21 protein-coding genes are annotated in these 20,280 nt (G+C 65.6%); 8 read left to right on the top strand and 13 right to left on the bottom strand.

The genetic code is table 11. The features are described 5' to 3' along the window. Window positions 1-52: 52 nt before the first annotated feature. The 7 genes from gspF to gspG all read right to left on the bottom strand — a co-directional run bounded on the left by gspF (window position 53) and on the right by gspG (window position 8,383). Window positions 53-1,264 carry a type II secretion system inner membrane protein GspF gene (gene gspF / locus GDH07_RS15105; protein ID WP_053129059.1) on the bottom strand — a complete coding sequence of 404 codons (1,212 nt, stop codon included), beginning with the start codon at window positions 1,262-1,264 and terminating at the stop codon, window positions 53-55. Further along, entirely contained in the window at window positions 1,264-2,685 is a 1,422-nt protein-coding gene (gene gspE, locus GDH07_RS15110; protein WP_022644113.1) for a type II secretion system ATPase GspE, read from the bottom strand. The genes gspF and gspE overlap by 1 nt, the downstream gene beginning before the upstream one ends. Before the next feature lie 67 nt (window positions 2,686-2,752). After that, a complete protein-coding gene (gene gspD / locus GDH07_RS15115; RefSeq protein ID WP_152898054.1) occupies window positions 2,753-5,152 on the bottom strand; it encodes a type II secretion system secretin GspD in 2,400 nt (799 codons plus the stop codon). Then, window positions 5,149-5,715: a type II secretion system protein GspM gene (gene gspM, locus GDH07_RS15120; protein WP_053129056.1), complete on the bottom strand. Its 567-nt coding sequence runs from the start codon at window positions 5,713-5,715 to the stop codon at window positions 5,149-5,151. The genes gspD and gspM overlap by 4 nt, the downstream gene beginning before the upstream one ends. Further along, entirely contained in the window at window positions 5,708-6,928 is a 1,221-nt protein-coding gene (gene gspL / locus GDH07_RS15125) for a type II secretion system protein GspL (protein WP_152898055.1), read from the bottom strand. Before gspL ends, gspM begins: the two co-directional genes overlap by 8 nt. Further along, entirely contained in the window at window positions 6,925-7,908 is a 984-nt protein-coding gene (gspK, locus tag GDH07_RS15130) for a type II secretion system minor pseudopilin GspK (RefSeq protein ID WP_152898056.1), read from the bottom strand. The genes gspL and gspK overlap by 4 nt, the downstream gene beginning before the upstream one ends. Before the next feature lie 7 nt (window positions 7,909-7,915). Further along, on the bottom strand, window positions 7,916-8,383 hold the full coding sequence (gene gspG / locus GDH07_RS15135) for a type II secretion system major pseudopilin GspG (protein WP_031321614.1): 468 nt from the start codon (window positions 8,381-8,383) through the stop codon (window positions 7,916-7,918). 247 nt (window positions 8,384-8,630) lie between these two features. On the opposite strand from gspG, the gene gspI reads away from it, so the two are divergent. Then, complete coding sequence (gene gspI, locus GDH07_RS15140) at window positions 8,631-9,017, top strand: type II secretion system minor pseudopilin GspI (protein WP_152898057.1); 387 nt, start codon at window positions 8,631-8,633, stop codon at window positions 9,015-9,017. A 3-nt stretch (window positions 9,018-9,020) separates the two neighbouring features. Here the strand turns inward: gspI and GDH07_RS15145 are convergent, their stop codons facing one another. Beyond that, window positions 9,021-9,455: a type II secretion system protein N gene (locus GDH07_RS15145; protein WP_022644107.1), complete on the bottom strand. Its 435-nt coding sequence runs from the start codon at window positions 9,453-9,455 to the stop codon at window positions 9,021-9,023. A gap of 118 nt (window positions 9,456-9,573) precedes the next feature. Here GDH07_RS15145 and gspH point away from each other — a divergent pair, with 118 nt between their 5' ends. Together gspH and gspJ are read left to right on the top strand one after the other, a co-directional pair. Then, window positions 9,574-10,035 (top strand): type II secretion system minor pseudopilin GspH, encoded by a 462-nt coding sequence (gspH, locus tag GDH07_RS15150; protein ID WP_022644106.1) that lies wholly within the window; start codon window positions 9,574-9,576, stop codon window positions 10,033-10,035. Then, window positions 10,032-10,643, top strand: coding sequence for a type II secretion system minor pseudopilin GspJ (gene gspJ / locus GDH07_RS15155; RefSeq protein WP_053129048.1), 612 nt, complete (start codon window positions 10,032-10,034; stop codon window positions 10,641-10,643). Before gspH ends, gspJ begins: the two co-directional genes overlap by 4 nt. 195 nt (window positions 10,644-10,838) lie before the next feature. Here the strand turns inward: gspJ and GDH07_RS15160 are convergent, their stop codons facing one another. From GDH07_RS15160 to GDH07_RS15170, 3 genes are read right to left on the bottom strand one after another with little or no spacing between them, the layout of a single operon-like run. Then, on the bottom strand, window positions 10,839-11,789 hold the full coding sequence (locus GDH07_RS15160) for a FecR family protein (RefSeq protein ID WP_152898058.1): 951 nt from the start codon (window positions 11,787-11,789) through the stop codon (window positions 10,839-10,841). Window positions 11,790-11,827: 38 nt separating this feature from the next. After that, entirely contained in the window at window positions 11,828-12,373 is a 546-nt protein-coding gene (locus tag GDH07_RS15165) for a sigma-70 family RNA polymerase sigma factor (protein WP_053129044.1), read from the bottom strand. Continuing rightward, on the bottom strand, window positions 12,370-13,065 hold the full coding sequence (locus GDH07_RS15170) for an STN domain-containing protein (RefSeq protein ID WP_343038243.1): 696 nt from the start codon (window positions 13,063-13,065) through the stop codon (window positions 12,370-12,372). The genes GDH07_RS15165 and GDH07_RS15170 overlap by 4 nt, the downstream gene beginning before the upstream one ends. Window positions 13,066-13,270: 205 nt before the next feature. Here GDH07_RS15170 and GDH07_RS15175 point away from each other — a divergent pair, with 205 nt between their 5' ends. Then, window positions 13,271-13,585 (top strand): hypothetical protein, encoded by a 315-nt coding sequence (locus GDH07_RS15175; protein WP_022644101.1) that lies wholly within the window; start codon window positions 13,271-13,273, stop codon window positions 13,583-13,585. 25 nt (window positions 13,586-13,610) lie between these two features. Here GDH07_RS15175 and GDH07_RS15180 read toward each other — a convergent pair whose 3' ends face one another. Beyond that, window positions 13,611-14,237, bottom strand: coding sequence for an FMN-dependent NADH-azoreductase (locus GDH07_RS15180; protein ID WP_152898059.1), 627 nt, complete (start codon window positions 14,235-14,237; stop codon window positions 13,611-13,613). Between the two features lie 324 nt (window positions 14,238-14,561). Here GDH07_RS15180 and GDH07_RS15185 point away from each other — a divergent pair, with 324 nt between their 5' ends. The 4 genes from GDH07_RS15185 to GDH07_RS15200 all read left to right on the top strand — a co-directional run bounded on the left by GDH07_RS15185 (window position 14,562) and on the right by GDH07_RS15200 (window position 19,155). Beyond that, entirely contained in the window at window positions 14,562-15,926 is a 1,365-nt protein-coding gene (locus GDH07_RS15185) for a glycosyltransferase family 39 protein (RefSeq protein WP_425502109.1), read from the top strand. A gap of 90 nt (window positions 15,927-16,016) precedes the next feature. Next, window positions 16,017-17,450, top strand: coding sequence for a MocR-like pyridoxine biosynthesis transcription factor PdxR (pdxR, locus tag GDH07_RS15190; RefSeq protein WP_152898060.1), 1,434 nt, complete (start codon window positions 16,017-16,019; stop codon window positions 17,448-17,450). Between the two features lie 105 nt (window positions 17,451-17,555). Continuing rightward, complete coding sequence (locus GDH07_RS15195; RefSeq protein WP_152898061.1) at window positions 17,556-17,966, top strand: cupin domain-containing protein; 411 nt, start codon at window positions 17,556-17,558, stop codon at window positions 17,964-17,966. A 373-nt stretch (window positions 17,967-18,339) separates the two neighbouring features. Further along, window positions 18,340-19,155 (top strand): META and DUF4377 domain-containing protein, encoded by an 816-nt coding sequence (locus GDH07_RS15200; protein ID WP_152898062.1) that lies wholly within the window; start codon window positions 18,340-18,342, stop codon window positions 19,153-19,155. Window positions 19,156-19,351: 196 nt separating this feature from the next. On the opposite strand, the gene GDH07_RS15205 is transcribed toward GDH07_RS15200, so the two are convergent. Continuing rightward, entirely contained in the window at window positions 19,352-20,071 is a 720-nt protein-coding gene (locus GDH07_RS15205; protein WP_152898063.1) for a helix-turn-helix transcriptional regulator, read from the bottom strand. Window positions 20,072-20,280 lie beyond the last annotated feature (209 nt).

Genomic DNA, 20,280 nt, shown 5'->3' on the forward strand with positions numbered 1-20,280 from the left:
GTGCAATGGGTTTGCCGGCCACGGCCGAACGGTGGGAGCGCCCTCGCCCCGATCAAGTCACCAGCTGGTTGATCTCGATGATCGGTAGCAGCACCGCCATGACGATCACCAGCACCACGCCGCCCATGACCACGATCATCAGCGGCTCCAGCAGCGCGGTCATGCCCATGGCCCGGCGCTCCAGGTCGCTGGACAGGGTCTGCGCCGCCCGCTCGAGCATCGGCGGCAAGGCGCCGGTCTTCTCGCCGCTGGCGATCAGATGGATCAACAGCGGCGGGAAGACCTTCTCCACCCGCAGCGCCGCCGCCAGGTTGGCACCCTCGCGGACCTTGGCCGTGGCCTCGCTGACGCTCTGGCTCAAACGGTCGTTGGACAGGGTCTGGCGCGCCGCCTCCAGGGCCCGCAGCAACGGCACGCCGGCGCCGCCGAGGATCGCCAGGGTCGAGGCGAAGCGCGCGGTGTTCAGGCCCAGCACGAAGCGTCCGACCAGGGGCAGGCGCAGGATCCGGCTATGCCAGCTCAAGCGGGCCTGGGGATTGCGCAGGTAGATCCGCCAACCCCAGAACCCGGCCACCAGGGCGGCGAAGCACAGGCCACCCCAGGCGCGGATGAAGTCGCTGGCGGCAAGCATCGCCAGGGTCAGCCCCGGCAGATCCTGGCGCGCCTGGGAAAAAGCACTGACCACCTGGGGCACCACGTAGCTCAAAAGAAAGATCACGATGCCGATGGACACCAGGCCCACCACCCCGGGATAGATGAAGGCCGTGAGGATCTTGCCGCGCAGGCCGTTGCGTTCCTCGATGTAGTCCGCCAGCCGCTCCATGACCTGGGCCAGGTCGCCGGATTCCTCGCCGGCGGCGATCAGCGCACGGTAGATTTCCGGGAAGTCCCGGGGCCTGGCCGCCAGTGCCTCGGCCAGGCGCATGCCACTGCGCACATCGGCCCGCACCGCGCTCAGGGTCTGGGCGATGTGCTTGCGCTCGGCCTGCTCCACCGTGGCGCTCAGGGCCGCCTCCAGGGGCAGGCTGGCCCCCAGCAGGCTGGCCAGTTGGCGGGTAGCCCAGGCCAGGTCGTTGTCCGAGAGCTTCGGGCTGAACATGCCCCCTGCCCCGGCCGCGCCCTGATTGCCGTCCAGTTGCACCTGCAAGGCCGTCAGGCCACGACTGCGCAGGCTGGCGAAGGCCGCGCTCTGGCTGTCGGCCTCCAGGTGCCCGGACTCGATCTTGCCGAGGCTGTCGGCAGCTTCGTAGCGATAGCGATTCATCAGGCGTCCCGTGTCACACGAAGGATTTCTTCCGGCGCGGTGGCGCCACTGCGCACCCAGCGCTCGCCGTCCTCACGCATGCTGAACATCCCGGCGCGCCGGGCCGAGGCGCGCAACGCCTGCTCATCGGCGCCCTGGTGGATCAGGCTGCGGATGTCGTCGTCGATGCAGAACAACTCGTGGATCCCGGTACGCCCGCTGTAGCCGATCTGGTTGCAGGCCGGGCAACCCACCGGACGCCAAGTGCCGGGGTTGGCCGGATCAGGTTCCTTGCACTGGTTGCACAGGCGCCGTACCAGGCGCTGGGCCAGCACCCCGAGCATCGACGAAGCCAGGAGGAACGGCTCGACCCCCATGTCGATCAGACGGTTGACCGCCGACACCGCATCGTTGGTGTGCAGGGTGGCCAGCACCAGGTGCCCGGTAAGTGACGCCTGGACTGCGATCTGCGCGGTCTCCAGGTCACGGATCTCACCGATCATGATGATGTCCGGGTCCTGGCGCAGGATGGCGCGCAGGGCCAGGGCGAAGGTCATGTCGATCTTGGCGTTGACCTGGATCTGGCTGATGCCCGGCAGGTCGTATTCCACTGGGTCCTCCACGGTGAGGATGTTGCTGGTGCTGGCATCCAGCCGGGCCAGCGCCGCATAGAGGCTGGTGGTCTTGCCGCTGCCGGTGGGGCCGGTGACCAGGACGATGCCATGGGGCTGGCGGATCAGGCCGTCGAGCCGGGCCAGCAGCGCCGGGTCCATGCCCAGGGTCTCCAGTTGCAGGCGCCCGGCCTGCTTGTCCAGCAAGCGCATCACCACCCGCTCGCCATGGCCGGTAGGCACCGTGGAGACGCGGATATCGATGGGCCGCCCGGCGACGCGCAAGGCGATCCGGCCGTCCTGGGGCAGGCGTTTCTCGGCGATATCCAGCTGGGCCATGATCTTGATCCGCGACACCAGGGCGCCATGCAACGCCTTGCGCGGCGAAACCACGTCACGCAGGGTGCCGTCGACTCGATAGCGCACCACCGAGTGGGTCTCGTAGGGCTCGATATGGATATCACTGGCCTCGTCCCGCGCTGCCTGGGTGAGCAAGGCGTTGATCATGCGGATCACCGGCGCGCCATCCTGGGTATCCAGCAGGTCGGTGATCTCCGGCATGTCCTGCATCAGCCGGTCCAGGTCCACCTCGTTCTCCGCCGCGCCGACCACCGCCGCGGCGCTGCCAGTGTCGGCGTAGGCGGTAGCCAGCAGGCCGTCGAGTTCGTCGTCGCGCACCTGTTCCAGGCGCGCCGGGCCGAACTGGCGGCGGGCCTCGGCGATGGACCAGCCAGGGGTCGAGGGACACACCAGCAGCACCGCGCCCTCCTCGTCGTGGCGCAGCAGGATGCGCTGGGATTTGGCCCAGGCGTAGGGGAGCTGGGAGGTCATCGCCAAACCTCCATCCGTCCAGGAATCGCTGCACGAAGCAAGCGATGGCATGCGCCAGTCGCCCGGCTCATTGCACTGGTACTGCGCGGATGGTGGCCCGTACGCCCTGGGGCGCGTCCTGCAACGACACCGGCTGCGCCCCGGGAATCGCCTTGGCCGCCGGCGGCAGCTGCGGCATCTGCATGTCGGGCATCACCCAGCTGCGCTCAGGTTGCAATTGCCCCTGGGCCCGGCGCATGAAGTCGTAGCGGTTGAGGGTGATGCTGCGCCCCGCGCCGCTGTCGCGAATGATGTAGGGCCGCAGGAACACCATCAGGTTGGTCTTGTTGACGCTGCGCTTCTCGTTGCGAAACAGCGCTCCCAACCCCGGGATGCTCGACAGCCACGGCACGGCGTCGTTGCTCTGGCTATAGCCATCCTGCAGCAAACCGCCGAGCACCATGATCTGCCCGTCGTCGAGCAGGATGCTGGTGTCGATCGCGCGCTTCTGGGTCACCGTGCCGGCTTCCACGGAGGCTCGCGCATCGATGCTGCTGACCTCCTGGTAGATGTCCAGCTTGACCGTGCCACCCTCGGATATCTGCGGCCGCACGTTGAGCTTGAGCCCCACTTCCTCGCGCTGCACCGTCTGGAACGGGTTGTTGCTGTTGCCACCGCCGCCGGTGACATAGCTGCCGGTGACGAAAGGAATGGTCTGGCCGACGAAAATGCTCGCGGCCTCGTTGTCCAGGGTCAGAAGGTTCGGCGTCGACAGCACGTTGGAGCCGCCCTTGCTCTTGAGCGCCCGGGCCAGGACCTTGAGGTCCAGCACCTTGCCGATCCCCGGGATGTCCACGGTACCGTTGACCACACCGACGTTCAGGCCCTTGGGCAGCACGTCGATGCTGGTCTTGCTGCCCGGGTTGCCGACCACGCCGCTGCCGCCGAGGTTGACCCCGCCAAAACCACCCCGCCCCGCCATGTTGCCCGCCTGCCATTGCACGCCGAATTCGTTGGCATCGTCTTCGTTGACCTCGACGATCAAGCTCTCGATCACTACCTGGGCCCGGCGCTGGTCCAGTTGGTCAATCACTTCCCGCAGGTTGCGGTACAGCGGGTCCGGCGCGGAGATCAACAGGGTGTTGGTGGTGGCGTCGGCCTGGATGGTCACGCCACCGGCACTGAAGGCGGTGTTCTGGTCGCTCTGCTGGCCATTGCTACCCAGGCCGCCGCTACCGCTGCCGCCCTGGCCGTAACCCTTGGTGGTGCCGCTGCTGCCGTTGCCCAGGCTGCTATTGCCGGAGGTGCTGGCGCTGCTGCCGGTCTGGCTGCTGCCCTGGCCGTTGCTGGTGCTGGTGCCGCCGCCCATGCCGCTGAGCATGGCCCGGGCACCATCGTTGCCGCCGCTGTCGCTTTCCCCGGTGAGCAGGCCGCGCAGGGCCTGGGCCAGCTTGCCGGCTTGGGCATTGCGCAGGTACACCACGTGCAGGTTGCTGGGGTTGCTCTGGGCGTTGTCCAGCTTGTAGATCAGGTTGCGCGCCAGCTCGGTGCGCTCGGGGCTGCCGGCGCGGATGATGATGGAATTGGAACGCGGATCGCCGATCACGCTGATCTTCTGGGTCTGGTCGCTGCCCTGGCTTTCCAGCAACTCGGAAACCATGGTGGCAATGTCCACGGCGATGCCGTTCTGCACCGCCACCACATCGGTATCGATGGCGCTCGGGGTGTCGATGCCATTGATGATCTGCGCCACCCGCTGCAGGTTCTCGGCGTAGTCGGTGACCACGATGGTGTTGTTGCCCGGGTAGGCGTTGATCGGGTTGTTGGGCGAAACGATCGGCCGCAGTACCGGGATCAGGTTCACCGCGTTTTCGTACTGCAGGCGGAAGGTGCGGGTCAGCATGCCGTTGCCGGCCGGCTTGTCGGCACTGTAGATCGGCCCGCCCAGCAGCTTGGCATCGGCCTCGGGCACCACCTGGGCCACGCCGCCGACATCCACCACGCTGAAGCCCTGCATGCGCAGCGCCGCCAGCAGCATGTCGTAGGCCTGGTGCGCCGGCACCTGGCCCTCGCTGACCAGGGTCAGGTTGCCCTTGACCCGCGGATCGACCAGGAATTGCTGGCCGGTGGAGCGGGACAAGGCCCGCACCACCGCCTGGATGTCGGCCTCGACGAAGTTCAATTGCACTGGCTGGTCACCCAGCGGATTGCGCGGCACGCTGGTGCTGCGCGGCGTGGCCTGGGCACGACTGTTGGTCACCGGATGCAGCACCTTGGGCCGCTGGGCCTGTTGGGCCTGCAGGCGCTGGCGGTCGGCCAGGACATCGCCACCGCGCCGGGTATCGGCCAGCGGCTGGCCCAGTTCGCTGTCCACCAGCGTCGGCTGTGGCGGGGTGGACTGGCTGGTGCTGCAGGCCCCCAGCGCCAGCAGCAGGAAAGGTGCGGCCTTGCGACACTGGCGCACGTATTTGGAACCTGACCACTTCATGAAGCTTCCTTAGCGCCCTGCGCCTGATCCATGCGAACGGTCCCGGACAGTGTGCCTGCCGAGTCATCGGCGGCGGCCGTGCCTGCGCGTTGCAGGCGAGCCTCCACCACCTGTAGCGAAAGCTGCCGGGGCGAGCCCAGCAACCAGCCGACCACGGCATCCGCCGGGGCCTGCTCGAAGGTCAACCGCCAGCTCTCGGGGCCGGCTTCATCGCTCTGCTGCAATTGGTAGTGATCCTTGAGGCCAGCCCCGTCCAGGGTCTGGCGCAAGGCCTGTTCCAGATCGGCTCCAGCCACCTGGCCCGGGCCCGCCGCCACCTCGTGCAACAGCACTTCCAGGGCCTCGGCCTGGGACCGCAGCTTGGGCGTCTCGACCTGCCAGTAGTCGATCTTGCGCAGGGCCGGCTGGATCAACAGCGACCAGCTCAGCAAGGCCAGCAGGCCGGCGGCGGTGCCGGCCAGCAAGCGCTTCTCGCGCAGGGCCAGGCTGCTCCAATAGGCCCGGGCGCGGGTTCGCAGCGCGCTCCAGCGAGCCCGGTACTGTGCCAACAGGGCTTTATTCATCATCGTCGCCCTCCGGGGCTTCCATGGCGTCGGCGGAACGCGCGCCAGCAGGAGCCAGGGTCCAGCCATTGGCCTCGCGCTGGACGCTGTAGCCGGCCTGGGTCAGTGCGCCCTGCCAGCTGTCATCGGTGACTCGCGGTGCATCGGGCAGCATTTCCAGCTGCAGGCGCTCCTGGGCATAGCTCAGGCTCTGGACACTACCGACCATGAACGGCATGGCGCTGGCGGCCTGCTGCAACAGGCTGGCAAAACCCTGGGCCGGATCCCCCGTCGAGCCGCTCTGCCGAGCCTCCAGTTGCTGGCGGGCCTGCTGCAGTGGATTGAGCACCACCGGCAACTCGGGGAACACTTGGCGCACCCTCTGGTTCATCTGGGTCTTGAGTCGTTGCCCCTGGTCGGCTTCACGCGCGGCATACAGGTTCAGGCCCAGTACCCAGACCGCCAACGCCAGGGCGCAGCAGCCCAGGGCCCGGCCCCAGCCCTTGGCCGCGACACGCCCGGGCAACGCCCCGGCATGCAGGCTCCAGGCCGGGACAGCGCCGTTCCAGCGTTGCTCGGCCGGCTGCTGGGCGATCCCCGCAGGCGCCTGGTCACCGATCCAGGCCAATTCCCCAGCCGTGCCGCGCAGCTGCTCCAGGCTGGCCGGCAAGGCGCCGTCCGCGTCCGGCGCCAACAGCGGCTGAACGCTGCCCAGCGCCAAGCCATGCCGCAGGACCAGCAAGCCATCCACGGCACACAGGTTCAGTTGTCCGGGCGCCGGTACCGCCAGGGCATAGGGCGCCGGGTACAGGCCCTGCAGCTTCAGCCCGGCCTGTTCCAGCCAGCGTCCCAGGGCCTGCAACTGCTCCAGCGGCAGCCAGCCCAATGCCACTTGGCCGTCGGCCTCACGCGGGCCGTGGGCTATGTGCATCAGCTCGATGGGACCGAGGATCAGCGCCTGGGCGGCACAAGCCACCGCCGCCTTGATTCGCGCCGGCGGCAGTTGCGGCAACTCGATGCTGGTCAACAAGCTGTCCTGGGGGTGCAGGAAACACTCCACCGGCAGTGGCTTGGCGCCTTTGCCCATGGCCCCCAGTTGCTCCAGGGGGCAACATCCGCTGGCGCTGACCCGGCCATGGCGGTCCAGGCGGGCAAAATCCACTGGGTGCTGCACGGGATAACCGGCCTGGCCCAGCTCAGCCAGGCTCGGCAAGACAATGCGCAGGCGGCTCATACGCCCACCCGCGACCAGATCACCTGGGGCATGCGGTCCTCGGGGCGGTGCAGCAGGGCTTGCAGGCTGACCCGGCGCTGGTCGCGGCGAGCCTGGCCCTGGAGCAGGAACCATTCGCTGGTGATGCCGACCCGCACTTGCTCCACCGCCACTTCCGGCATGCGCAGACGGTTGACGAAATCACCACGGTTGATGAACCAGTGCCCGGCGTCGCGCTCGGCCACCAGGGCCTTGGCCCGCGACAGCGCCAAGCCCGGCACCACCGCGGCCAACACCTCGGCGGTAGCGGTATTGCCGTTGACCCAGGTATTGCCCGGCAAGATGCTGACGTGCTGGGTCAGGCGCAGCAGCAAGGCTTCGCTCATGCCCGACAGCCCCCGCAGCTCTTCCACGCTGCGCAGCATCGGCTGGCGGGCCGGCAGCACCCGTGCCTCGGCGCCGGGCGAGGTCAGGCGACCACTGTCGAAGGTGCCACGGACCTTGGCAGCACTGTCCGGGCTGTCCAGGCGCTGGGGGTAGGAAGCGATCACCCGCTGGCTGATGCGCCGGCCCAGGGCCGAATCGATGCCGATCAGCTGGCACAGCTGTTCGAACCCCTGCAACTGCACCGGATCCACCTGCCCCTGGAACACCAGGTTGCGCAGGTTGAACTTGCCCTGCTGGTCTTGCAGGCGCCCCTGGAAGGAGTCGTTGAACCCGCCCAGCGCCTGGTCGCCGATGGGCCGCGCCCAGGGCTGGTCGAGGCGCGTCAGGACATCGCGCTGGCGCGCATCCCAGAGCAGTTGCCGGCTGTACTCAAGCCCACCTTGCAACACCGCGCTGCCCACCACCCGCCCCTGCTCGGCCTCCACCGTGCGCATGAAGGACGTCTGGCGGGTGAGCATCGCCGCGGCGATCACCGCCACCACTGCGGCGATCAGCAAGGCGCTGATGATGGCCATGCCACGCTGCTTCGCCACACTGGGCGAACGGCTGTTCATGGCCGGCTTACAACTGCCAGGAGCCGATGTCGGCATTCACGCCTTCGCCATCGGGCTGGCCGTCGGCGCCGAGGGAGAATACGTCCACCTCGCCGTTGGCCCCCGGGTTGAGGTAGTGATAAGGGTGCCCCCAGGGGTCGTTGGGCAAGCGCTCCAGGTAGGAACGCCAGTTGCTGTCCTTGGCATTGGCCGGGCGTTCCACCAGGACCTTCAGGCCCTGGTTCATGCTCGGATAGCTGCCATGGTCGAGGCGATACAGCTTGAGCGCCTGCATCAGACCGGCGATATCCTGCTTGGCCGCGGTGGCACGTGCCTGGTCCGGACGATCCAGGACCTTGGGTACCACCATGACGGCCAGGATCCCGAGGATCACCACCACCACCATGATCTCGATCAGGGTGAAACCGCGCTGGGCGCGGCTGCCCCGGGTCCGCGAGCGCCATGCCGAACTGCCGCCGGCGTCCTGGCATACCACACCACAAGCTTCCTGCTCCTGGCCTGGCGAGGCGATCTCCCGGCCTGCCGGCAACGCTCCGCAGGCTTGGGGTGGGGACGTTTCATGCGCGATATCCATCTCGACATTCCTTGGCTTGAGTTCGATTCGTCGCGCAGTGTTGCAAGAAGATATGTCAGTGGTATTGAAAAACCTCGGGAGTTTCGGTCGCCATTCCGTCAAGCCCGCGGGCTAGTCTGCGAGGCTGTTTCCCGGTTTCGAGCAGCCCATGCGAGCGGTGTCCAAACAAGCTGGATTCACCCTGATCGAGGTCCTGGTAGCCCTGGCCATCATCGCCGTGGCGATGTCGGCGGCAGTGCGCGTGGCGGGCCTCATGACCCAGGGCAACGGTTTGTTGCGCGACAAGTCCCTGGCCCTGCTGGCGGCCCAGAGCCGCCTGGCCGAGCTGCGCCTGGAAGGCAATCTGCGTCCGGGCCTGAAGAATTTCGAATGCGACCAGGGCCGGCTCAAGCTGCGTTGCGAGCAGGCGATAGTTCCCGGCGTTGCGCCGGGCCTGCTGCGGGTCAGCGTGCAGGTACGCGACCGCAGCCGTGAGGCGCCACCCCTGGCACGGCTGGAGAGCCTGGTCAGCCGGCCACAGGCGCCGCGCCAGTGAAGCTCAGCGGGTCAACCGTGGCAGGGCCGGCGAGTCCGGCAGCTTGCTGACCTTGACCCGCGATTGCTCGCCGCCGCGCTCGATGAGCACGCCATCGGCCTCGATGGCAGCCAGGCGCACGCCCTGGGTCAGCCGTTCACCGGCGAGGAAACTGCGCGCAGGCCCGTCGTTGAGGCTGAGGATGGCCACCGCCCCCCGGGCCCCGGCCATGACCCCGGAGACCTTGATATCCACCTGCGCCGGCTGGTTGGCGAACCACTGCAGGGCCGGGCTGTCGGCACGTGCAGCGAGCACCTGGGGCGCGGCCGTCGGCGTCTGGGACTCGGCCGGGGTCAGCAGCAGCGACGACCAGGTGGCGACACCGGCCAGGGCCGCCAGCAGGGCCGTGTACTGCAATAGCCGGGGAGCTGAAGAAGGGTTGAGCATCGCGCGTAGCATGGGCAGGACCTCCTGTTTGTCCGTCCCCGCAGCCTACAGCTCAATTCTCACGGTTTTATTTCACTGGACGATCATCTGCCTCGGGCAGTCTGGACCCATCGCCAAGGAGTGCAACGTGATGCAGAGCGGCAAGCAACAGGGGTTCACCCTGATCGAACTGATGGTGGTGCTGGTGATCATTGGCATCGCCAGCGCCGCCGTGGGCCTGAGCATCAAGCCCGACCCGCTGCAACAACTGCGCAAGGACGCCGAGCGCCTGGCGCAACTACTGCAAGTGGCCCAGGCCGAAGCTCGCACCGATGGCCGGCCCATCACCTGGCGGGCCAATGCCAAGGGGTTCGCCTTCGACCGCCCGGCCGATGGCGGCAGCGGCGTCGACGACTTCCGCCATGACAGCCAACTGCGGCCGCGCCGTTGGGATACCGCCGCCATGGACGTGCGCATCGAGCCGCGCCAGCGCCTGGTGCTCAATGCCGAATGGATCAATCCGCCGGTTCGGGTCGTGCTGTCCGATGGTCAGCATAGCTTGTGGGTGGAGCGCACGCCGGCTGGCCAGTTGCGCGTGGTGGAGCAGCCATGAACAGTCGCCAGGAAGGTTTCACCCTGATCGAGGTAATGGTGGCGATCATGCTCATGGCGGTGGTCAGCCTCATCGCCTGGCGCGGCCTGGACAGCGTGAGCCGGGCCGACGCCCACCTCAAGGCCGGCACCGAGCAGACCGAGGCGTTGCTGCGGGCGCTCAACCAGCTGGACCGCGACGTGGCCCAGCGAGCCGCCATCGAGTTGCGTGAACCGCAACTTGGTGAAAGCGAGAATGCCGAACCCGAGACCCCGGCGCCCCTGAGCGTGCGCAGCTCCGACAGCAAGGGTTTTCGCCTGGAGGTGATCCGCAGCGCCGCCACCTCTGGCGAAGGCCTGCAACGGGTGCGCTGGTGGCTCAAGGGCGACACCCTGTACCGCGCGGTAGCCGAGGCCCGTGATCGCTACCCGTTGCCGGCGCCGCGCGACGGCGTGGCGGTGCTGGAGCGGGTCAGCGATCTGCAGGTGCGTGTGTGGAACCCGGACAAAGGCTGGCGCCAGCTCAGCGGCAACCGCCAGGACAACCCCGCCGGCCTGGAGATCCGCCTGGTGCGCCAGACGCCCCAAGGCGAAGAACGCTACCGCCAGGTACTGGGCCCGCTGGATTGAGCCCGGTCCTGGAGCACTTGGCGGACACCGGCGGTGGGTCAGGTCCGTCGGGATCTACGGTCGCGGCGCAACCGGGCGCAGGTTCGACAGCGGCTACAGGCCGAACAGTGCACGGCTTGGAGTAGCCGCTGCCGCAGGCTGCGCATGGCCCGTAGTGAATATCGGCGGCAGCTCAGGCCGAGCGCGGAGACGGTATCAGCTGAGCAGGACCACGCCACCAGGCAACTCGGTGCACTTGGCGCCATAGGCGTCGCGGATCAACAGCGCCACGCCGGCCAGTTGATCGAGGTTGAAACGCGCCTGGACCTTGCGTTTGCCGAGCTCGGTATTGAGCAATACCAGCATCCCGGGACGGTAGCGGTTGATCTCGCGGACCACGGTATCCAGCGTGGCGTTATCGAACACCAGCACCTGCTCGCGCCAGGCGATCACCGCATGGGGGTCCACCGCCACTGGCTGGCCCACGCCACGCTCGTCGTAGGTCAGCTGGCGGCCGCTGTCCAGGCGAATGCTGCGCCCGGCCACCTCTACCTGCAGACTGCCCTCGATACAGGTCACGCACACCTGGCGCTCGGTATTGCGCAGGTTGAAACGCGCCTGGCGCGCGCTCAGCCGACCTTCCCCGGCCTGGACCTTGAGCGCCTGCCCGCCCTGGCTGAAGACCTCCACCTCGCCCTCCAGCAACTCGATGCCCTGCTCTCCCGCCGCCAGTTCACGGCGACTGATACGGGTCTGGGTGTTGAGTTCCAGGCTCACACCATCGGCCAGGTCCACCCGCCGTTGCTCGCCGACCTCGGTGGAAAAATCCGCTGTGAGCCCGGCAAAACCGCCGGGCACCGTAATGCGCACCATGAACAGTGCCGCCGAGGCCGCCAGCGCGCCGCCGAGAAAGGCCCGGCGCCCAAAAGTCCGGGAGCGTGCCTGCTGTTCCAGGCGCTGGGCCGCCGGCTGCAAGCCATGCCACAGCGTCTTGGCCTGCTCGAAGGCAGCCGCGTGTTGCGGGCTCTGCGCGCACCACTGGCGCAGCGCCCGGGCATCGGCCGCGGTGGCCCGGCCCGACGTCAGGAGGACCAGCCAGTCCCGGGCTTCGCTCAGCAGTTGCTGGTCCGCCGAGGCCCGGGGAGAAGAAATGCTAAAGATGTTCAAGCGCGCAGATACTCACGGATTGATCAGGGACTCTTTGTCTAGGACGGTTTTCCGGCCCCGGGACCGAACCGCTGAATGACTTTTCTTTCAAGACGCAGGGCGCAATGGCCCAGGGCGGCCTTGAGTTCCTTTTCCACCATCCGTGTGGAAATGCCGAAGCGCTGGGAGATTTCCAGGTGCGGCGCCTCTTCCAGGCGCGCAGCGATGAAGATCCGCCGGCGGCGTGCCGGCAGCTCGTAGAGGGCCTTGAGCAGGATCTGGATTTCCTTCTGGCCGCCCACCACCCGGGAAGGGTCCAGGGCCTCGTCGGCGACCTGCAGCAGTTCCTCGACCTCCTCGCCGGTGAGCAGGCGAGCGTCGGACTGGCGCCGGTCGGCGGCGATGTTCAGGGCCATGCGATACAGGTAGGCGTTGGGTTGGGCGAGGTTCGGCGGCTCTTCCATGCGGTCGACCCGCAGGTAGGTTTCATGCAGGACATCGTTGGCCAGGTCCTCGGACCCCAGGCGCCTGCGCAAGCGCACCCGGAAGTCCTCGTAGGACGTCAGGAACAGCCTGACCATCGCACTGTGCCCGGTGTTCTTCATACCCCGGAAGCTCCTTCCCATTCCTTGCAATCCATGCGTTTCCCTGTCGTGTCCGGTACCAAGAGTAAGGTCAGCGGCTGGCTCAACGAGCTGGGCGCCTGACGCTCGACGCGAATCTGTGCCAGGCGCTGCACCAGCGCCTCATCCCGTTGCCAGTCGCCGGTGCTGCCGACCAGGCGACTGTGCTGCACCCTGCCATCGGCCCCCACCCACAACTGCAACAGCGCCCTGAAGCTGCCCGGCCGAGTCAGCGGCGAAGCGCACAAGCTGCGCTCGACCGCCCGCTGCAAGGCCGTGGCATAGCTGCTGTTGAGCCGCACCCCGCGCCCGCCGCCCGTCGCTGGTTGCGCCGCCGGCTGGTTGCCCGGCGGCACTTGCAAGGTGAAGGCGTCGCTACGGGCGTAACGAGCCATCAGGCCACTGCCAGCCAGCAAACGGCCGAGCCCCTCGCGAGCGCTGTAACGCCCCTTGACCCCCACCGAGCGCCGGCCTAGAGCCAATTCCCGGTCCACCAGCACCGCCATCCCGGTGGCACGACTGAACAACTCCAGGGCCTGGGCCAGGTCCTGGGCCGGAATATCCAGCGCCAGCAGGGCCTGGGAATCGACCCGGGGCGGCCCTTGCGGACTGTCCTGGGCCCAGCTTTCGGGCACCTGCAGCCACAACGCGAACCCCAGCACACAGGTCGCCAAGCCCCCGTGCAATGAAGTCCATCGCCCGACCTGCGCTCTGCGTCGCTGCACTGCCTTCCAATCCCTGAAAAGCGTCATCCTGAGGCCAGTTTATGAATCTGGTGTTACGACCACGGCAAAAAAACCATCACTTTTTCAGCACGGTCTTTGCTCTACACTCGGTCGCTATCGAAGCCCGCTTTCCCGGGCCAGCCAGGAGGCCCTCATGAACCGATTCAGTCTTTATGCCGCAAGCCTGTTGCTCAGCGTCCTGCCTTGGGTGGCCCAGGCCGAGGAAGCGCGCGAGGGGTGCGTGGAGGTCAGCGTCGGCGGCTACAAGGCCCCCGACTACAACTGCCTGAGCCGGCAGATGGGCAACGACCCGCAAGCGGCCAAGGCCGCCCAGGCCAATGCCGAGGCGATGCGCAAACCGGTGGAAAAACGCCCGCCGAACCAGCTCGGCCTGTCGACCCCGGCTGCCACCGGCGTGCGCATGGGCAACACCTTCGGCAACTCGGTCACCCCGCAACAGCGTCCTTGAACGGCCAGAGGCTAGCGCCAGTAGCTCAGGCCGCCCACTGCCCGGCCACTTGCCGCAGTTCTTGCCGAGCCCGTTCCAGGGCTTCGCTGCGCGCCTCGGGGTTGGCGAACTGCAACGGCTGGGCATCGACGAACCGTGGATCCTGCACGCCGATGAAGGCAAAGGCGGCCCGCAGCGCCGGGGTCAGCGCATCCATCCAGGCCATGGGAGTGCCCGGGCGTAGGTCGGCGCCACGGCTGGTGAGGAACAGTACCTTCTGCCGATTCATCTGGCCGACGATCCCGTCCGGGGTGTTCAGGTACGTCAACTCGGTACGGGTGATGGCATCGATGAAGGCCTTGAAGGTCGAAGGCATCGACCAGTTGTACATGGGCATGGCGAACAGGCAGGCATCGGCCTGCAGCAGGCGCTGACACAAGACATCGGATGCGGCCAGGGTCTCGCGCATCTGCGGCGTGCGGGCCGCCGGCGCGGTATAGGTAGCGATGGCGAACGCCTCGGTGACGGCCGCCGGAGCCTCCCGGGCCAGGTCCAGGTAGTCGATTTCCAGGTCCAGCCCCTGCTCCTGCAACTGTTCGATGAAATAACGGCCCAGGGCACGGGAGTTGGAGCGCTCGCCCTTGGCGCTGGCGTCGACGTGAAGCAACTTCATGGGAATACCTGTATCGCAGAAAACAAGGAGGCCAGCGCGAACGCTGGATGACTGGCCGACCCCGCTGGCGGGCGATCCTGGCAAGTCCTTGTGCGGTATCGGCGCCGTACAGGCTAACGGCCGCCGCGACATTGCCCTATAGCCAATCCACGGGATTCAGGGCAGACCACTCTCAAACCGGATACTTATACCCACCTGTAACTTGGCACCGACTAGATTGCGCAACCATGTTCCGCAGCAGTTCAGCAAGCAGACAGTCATGTTGCTCTATGGTGTCGGACCGATGGCCACCGCATATTTGTGTATTCCGGAAGTAACGAGCGTATGAGCAACTTGATGAGACAGGTCAGCCAAAGACCTTGCCTGAGTATCTTTCTAGTAGCGCTTGCGCTGTTCATGGGCTTGCAATACAAGCCGGGAATTCTCAACTACACCACGCGCTTCGTCGACTTTGCCGACTATATGCTCCAGCACGGCATGACGCTGTTTCCCATTGCCGATGATTTGCAGCCCTACCCTGACTACACCATCGCCAACACTTTCCTCATCTACTTGTCCTCACTGCCTTTCGGCCGCCTGTCGATACTGTCGATGGGCCTGCCTTATTGCATCAGCGCGGCACTGATCCTGGTCTTCATCTACAAGCTGGGAACGCTGCACGACAAGCAATGGGGCCTGTACGGGGTGCTCTTTGCACTACTGACCTGGGGATTTCTGGATGCGGTCAACTCGCTGGCGCTGGATGTCTATCCCGCATTGTTCAGCGTGGCGTGCTTCTACCTGGCCTACTCCGGCCAGCTGAAGCACCAGCCCTGGCGCCTGGCGCTGGTATTTGTCGGGCTGGCCCTGGGCTTCATGTTCCGCGGCCCCATCGGCCTGATCGGCCCGGCGATCGTGGTGGGCGGCTATTACCTGCTGAGCCGGCAGTGGCGCATGCTGTTGCTGTTCGGCCTGGTCTCGGGCTTGCTGCTCATTGTCGGCGTGGCCTTGCTGGCCTTTGCCGCCCATGTGCAGGGCGGTCCGGCCTTCATGCACGAAGTGCTGATGATGCAGGGCCTGGAGCGGGTCGCCAGCGATCACAAGCCCCGCTACTACTTCTACTTCACTGGCGGCCTGATCACCTATGGCGTCACGGTGTTCTTCGCCCTGAATGTCATCTTCAGGAAGTACAAGACATTCTTCGGCGCCCAGCGCCAGGCCGATAGCGAGTTGCTGCTCTACCTGGCGCTATGGTTCGTGGCACTGATCCTGTTCTTCACCATCCCCAACTCGAAGAAGGCTCGCTATATCGTTTCCATCACCCCCGCCATCGCCTTGCTGGCCGCCTATATCTTCGTCGACAAGAACGATATGTTCGCCCGCGCCAGGAACTGGCTATTGGGGTTCTGCCTGAAGTTGCCCGCCATTGGCGCCGGGCTGGCCGTGGCGGTGTGGGTATACAACTTCTACGGTGCCAAGCCGTTACAACCGAACTATCTCGGCGTATTCGCAAGCTTTGTCGTACTCACCGTGGTGCGTTACTTCATCGACCGCAACTACTACGTACATCCCCATCGCCAATTGATCGTCTTGGCATATGGTGTCGCGGCCTTTCTTGCCCTGGATGCATTCTTCTTCAACCCCATCACGTTCCACCAGGAACTGGCCATAGAGCCGACCCCCAAGTTCCTGCCCTACTGGTTCTGGTGAACTTGTCCCGGCTGGCTGGTCGCCGGGCAACTACACGAAAGGCCACGGGACGAGTAACCTTGCGCCGATCAATCAGACCCGGGCATGGCAATGGAACTTCACGTAGTGATCAACGGCCGCAAGGACCTGGCCGAGCAGCTCTACCAGCAACTGCGCGGCGCCATCGACTCCGGGCGCCTGGCCGCCGGCGCCCAGTTGCCTCCCAGCCGGCTGCTGGCCGCGCAATTGGGCATCTCGCGCAAGACGGTATCCGATACCTACGCCCTGCTGACCTATGAAAACTACCTGGTGGGCAAGATCGGCCGGGGCACTTTCGTCAACTCACGCCCAGTCAAGGCCGAACGCAAGCAGAGTGCCCAGGACCTGGCCTGCGTCCAGAGCCTGGAGCGCTGGCAGACAATCCCCTCGCCGCTGCGCCACCCGACCCTGGAGGGCACCCTGCGCTACGAATTCATCGGTGGCGCCACCACCCGCGCGCAATTCCCCCAGGACCACTGGCGCAGTTGCACCCAGGATGCCTTGCGGCGCATGGCCCAGGCCGGCGGTTTCTACAGCCAGCCGGAGGGCCTGCCGGTCTTGCGCAATGCCATAGCCGGGCACGTGGCGTTTTCCCGCGGGGTGGTGTGCACCGCCCAGGACATCGTGGTGTGCAATGGCGCGCAGCAGGCCCTGGACCTGATCGCCCGGGTGGTGCTCGAGCCAGGCAGCCTGGTGGCCATGGAGGATCCGGGCTATACCCCGGCTCGCCTGCTGTTCCAGGCCCAAGGTGCGCGGGTCGTGGGGGTGCCGGTGGATGCCGAGGGCATCGAGGTGGCGCGGATTCCCGATGGCGTGCGGCTGATCTATGTCACCCCCTCGCATCAGTTCCCCCTGGGCATGCCCATGAGCCAGGCGCGCCGCGAGGCGCTGCTGGAGCGCGCGCGACAGCTGGGGGCCATCGTCATCGAAGACGACTACGACAGTGAGTTCCGCTATGAGGGCCGGCCCACCGACTCCTTGCAGAGCCTGGACAGCCTTGGCGTGGTGGCCTACGTCGGGACCTTCTCCAAAAGCATGCTGCCCCAACTGCGCCTGGGGTATGCGGTGCTGCCACCGGCCATCCTGCCGGCGGTGATCAAGGCCAAGCAACTGTGCGATTGCCATACCCCGACCCTGCCCCAATGGGCCCTGGCCAAGTTCATCGACGAGGGTTACCTGCAAAAGCACATCCGCCGCTGCCACGCGGTGTATGCCGGGCGCCGCGAGCGCATCCTGCTGCGCCTGCAGGGCGACCTGGCGCCCTGGCTGGAAGCGGTGCCCTGCACGGCCGGATTCCATATGGCCGCCCTGTGCAAGGTGCCAGTGGATATCCCGCTGCTGCTGGATCTGGCGAAGAAGGTCGAGGTGGGACTCTATTCGCTGCAGGAGTTCTTCCACGACAGCCCGGTCCGCGAGGGCTTGTTCATTGGCTTCGGCGCCATCGAGACCCTGGACATCGACCCGGCCCTGGACAAGGTGCGCGACATCCTGCAGCAGATCACCTGAAGGACGGTGGATTGGTCTGCGCGTCTTCGCCGGGATTGGTTATAGGGCCCCCGACACCCAGGGCTTAGCCTGAAAGGACATTCCGATCCGCTGGAGAAACCGAAGATGAAAACCCTGACTGCCGCCCTCGCCACCCTCGCGTTGCTCACCTCTGTGGCGGCCACCGCCCACGAGCCGGTGTACGGCAAGGAGAAGCTGGCGATCCTGCAGGACCAGGCCCTGGCCAACCTGCCGGGCAAGAAGGCCATGATGCTCACCGTCGACTACGCCCCGGGCCAGGCCACCGTGCCCCACCGCCATGCCGGGGCGGCCATGGCCTACGTGCTCGAAGGCGCCATCACCTCCCAGGTCAACGATGGCCCGAGCATCACCTACCAGGCCGGGCAGTCCTGGTTCGAGCCTGCCGGCTCGCAGCATCCGGTCTCGGCCAACGCCAGCCAGACCCAACCGGCCAAGCTGCTGGTGTTCATGCTGATGGACACCAAGGACGAAGTGCTGACGCCCCTGGAGCATTGATCCTGTAGCGGCCACACCCACCCGTGGCCGCTGTTGAGCCGGCGAAACTGCGACAAGGCCCGCCGTCCGACAAGACAATCCCATCCCCCCCCCACGCCGCTGCGCGCCCCTGCGCAGCCTGCGGCAGCGGCCACACCCAGCATGTTGCAAGATTTGGTAACACTACCGGGCAAACACCCAGGTGAAACCGAATCGCCATCATGCTGTCCCATCGCTATCGGTAACGGTCGAGGTCGCCCGATCCAGCCTTCGGGCCCATCGGATTGCACAGTGCGCTACCCTCTTCGAGTGACCTCGTACCCTGTTTACCGGCGCGCGCATCCTGCCTGCGCAGGCTGCCGCACCTACTCAATCAAGGCTGAAAGAGCGAACCATGAAACAGAATATTCTCCTCGTTGCCGTCTGCGCCGCCCTGCTCCAGGCCTGCACTCCGGCTTCCACCTCCCATGAAGGATCGCCTTCCATGCCCGCCGCCTCCTCGACTACCGCCGCCCAGCCGGCGCTCCCGGCCTATTACTGGAACCTGGTATCGGCCACCGATGCCTCGGGCAAGCCTATCGCAGCCATGGCCAAGGGCACCCAGGGCAAGCTGCGCCTGACCTTCGGCGACCAGAACCTGAACATCAGCGGCGGCTGCAACGGCCAGTTCGGTGGCTACAGCTACCAGAACGGTGTGCTGAAGGTGCAACAGCTGGCTTCGACCATGATGGCCTGCGACAAGAGCCTGATGGACCTGGACAGCGAGGTCGGTCGCCTGCTCAAGGGCGACCTGCGTACCACCGTCAGCGGCGACACTCCCGAGCCGACGCTGCAACTGACCACCCAGGACGGTTCGGTGCTCAAGTTCCAGGGCGAAGAAACCCCGGAGACCCGCTACGGCAGCCAGGGCGAGATCAAGTTCCTGGAAGTGGCCGCCAAGACCGTCAAGTGCAGCCACCCGCTGATCCCCAACCACCAATGCCTGCAAGTGCGCGAGCGGCGCTATGACGACGCCGGCCTGCAGCTGCCGACCCAGGACACCTGGCATCCGATGTACGACTCGATCCAGGGCTACGAGCACCACGCCGGCGTGCGTACCGTGCTGCGGGTCAAGCAATACGAGTGGAAGAACCCGCCAGCCGACGCCTCGTCGCAGGTCTATGTGCTGGACCTGGTGGTCGAGCAGGACGCCTCGGGCAAGACCAAGTAAGCACTGTTCTGGACAGGCCGGTAGCTCCGGCCTGTCATCGCTGAGCAGCCGATCACAATACCCCCTCCCAATGGAAGCCGGCCGGCTCAGCATCGCAACAAACCCATGCTGGCAGCCAATGCCACAAACAGGCGCCCGCCAATCGATCAATCGGTCACTGCTCCCATCTCTCCAGGCGCCTTCTCCTGGGGAACCGCTATACAACCAACTCGACCGAGACCTGTTGCAGGAACAACGACTCGGGGATCTTGTTTGCGTAGCCTCGATCAAACGCCATCTTTATCAAGTCGAACTTGCTGGAAGCTCCGAGCTTATGTTTGAGGAAGCCTATGTACTGCTCAATAGTTCTATGAGAAAGACTTAAACGCTCCCCTATTTGCCGAGCAGAATTGCCCCTGATCAAGAAGAACAAGACCTCGCGTTCACGACGGGTCATTTCTTGCCAGTTACCACTGTTCTCCGGTTCAAGACTGCCATTATCGAGAAGCCTCGAGATACTAAAGTTATTTTCGCTACCTGCTTGTTGGAGGCACAAGCTAACAACATCCAACACAGGTAAGGGTCTGATGTGAAAAATTATGCCTATCACCTCTCGGGCCTCATCGAAGAGTGGAATCTTTTGCGAGAGATAAGCATGCATCCGCCCCCGAGAATCAGGATGAATGTCCAGGATCTGCATCGATCGCCGATTGCGTTGCACCTTCATGTCCTGCACCCGGAAGACATCACTGAATGTGGCCGCCGGGCATGGTAGATCCGCGGGGGACAAGCCTCGAATAGCTTGCGCATCGGGTAACTCCACCAGACGCGCGAACTCACGATTGACATAGATATAACGCGAGGCGCGGTCCAGGCAGCCCCAACCGCCAGGATAGTGATCAAAGATGAGTCTTAGTTGATCTATAGGTACGGACATCCTGACCCTCCCCTTCCACTTGCGATCCCATGACAGCAGCAGCCCCGCATGCCAAGCATGTGCTTCAGACACGTGAAGTATCAACTTTGACCGAAAAATTGATAAAACTACAAAATCTGGTAGTGGCTTATTGCTCAGGCATTAATTTCGCATCAAGCAGAACCCGTATTTTCTACGGATGCCAAAGATAGCCAGCGGTAGTTAGAGTT

It is taken from the genome of Pseudomonas piscis (assembly GCF_009380155.1).
Taxonomy (GTDB): domain Bacteria; phylum Pseudomonadota; class Gammaproteobacteria; order Pseudomonadales; family Pseudomonadaceae; genus Aquipseudomonas; species Aquipseudomonas piscis.

What these genes read in the sequence shown, in the direction of transcription:
- gspF (WP_053129059.1), bottom strand. Translation starts at nt 1,264, where the DNA reads ATGAATCGCTATCGCTACGAAGCTGCCGACAGCCTCGGCAAGATCGAG.
- gspE (WP_022644113.1), bottom strand. Translation starts at nt 2,685, where the DNA reads ATGACCTCCCAGCTCCCCTACGCCTGGGCCAAATCCCAGCGCATCCTG.
- gspD (WP_152898054.1), bottom strand. Translation starts at nt 5,152, where the DNA reads ATGAAGTGGTCAGGTTCCAAATACGTGCGCCAGTGTCGCAAGGCCGCA.
- gspM (WP_053129056.1), bottom strand. Translation starts at nt 5,715, where the DNA reads ATGAATAAAGCCCTGTTGGCACAGTACCGGGCTCGCTGGAGCGCGCTG.
- gspL (WP_152898055.1), bottom strand. Translation starts at nt 6,928, where the DNA reads ATGAGCCGCCTGCGCATTGTCTTGCCGAGCCTGGCTGAGCTGGGCCAG.
- gspK (WP_152898056.1), bottom strand. Translation starts at nt 7,908, where the DNA reads ATGAACAGCCGTTCGCCCAGTGTGGCGAAGCAGCGTGGCATGGCCATC.
- gspI (WP_152898057.1), top strand. Translation starts at nt 8,631, where the DNA reads ATGCGAGCGGTGTCCAAACAAGCTGGATTCACCCTGATCGAGGTCCTG.
- GDH07_RS15145 (WP_022644107.1), bottom strand. Translation starts at nt 9,455, where the DNA reads ATGCTACGCGCGATGCTCAACCCTTCTTCAGCTCCCCGGCTATTGCAG.
- gspH (WP_022644106.1), top strand. Translation starts at nt 9,574, where the DNA reads ATGCAGAGCGGCAAGCAACAGGGGTTCACCCTGATCGAACTGATGGTG.
- gspJ (WP_053129048.1), top strand. Translation starts at nt 10,032, where the DNA reads ATGAACAGTCGCCAGGAAGGTTTCACCCTGATCGAGGTAATGGTGGCG.
- GDH07_RS15165 (WP_053129044.1), bottom strand. Translation starts at nt 12,373, where the DNA reads ATGAAGAACACCGGGCACAGTGCGATGGTCAGGCTGTTCCTGACGTCC.
- GDH07_RS15175 (WP_022644101.1), top strand. Translation starts at nt 13,271, where the DNA reads ATGAACCGATTCAGTCTTTATGCCGCAAGCCTGTTGCTCAGCGTCCTG.
- GDH07_RS15180 (WP_152898059.1), bottom strand. Translation starts at nt 14,237, where the DNA reads ATGAAGTTGCTTCACGTCGACGCCAGCGCCAAGGGCGAGCGCTCCAAC.
- GDH07_RS15185 (WP_425502109.1), top strand. Translation starts at nt 14,562, where the DNA reads ATGAGCAACTTGATGAGACAGGTCAGCCAAAGACCTTGCCTGAGTATC.
- pdxR (WP_152898060.1), top strand. Translation starts at nt 16,017, where the DNA reads ATGGAACTTCACGTAGTGATCAACGGCCGCAAGGACCTGGCCGAGCAG.
- GDH07_RS15195 (WP_152898061.1), top strand. Translation starts at nt 17,556, where the DNA reads ATGAAAACCCTGACTGCCGCCCTCGCCACCCTCGCGTTGCTCACCTCT.
- GDH07_RS15200 (WP_152898062.1), top strand. Translation starts at nt 18,340, where the DNA reads ATGAAACAGAATATTCTCCTCGTTGCCGTCTGCGCCGCCCTGCTCCAG.
- GDH07_RS15205 (WP_152898063.1), bottom strand. Translation starts at nt 20,071, where the DNA reads ATGTCCGTACCTATAGATCAACTAAGACTCATCTTTGATCACTATCCT.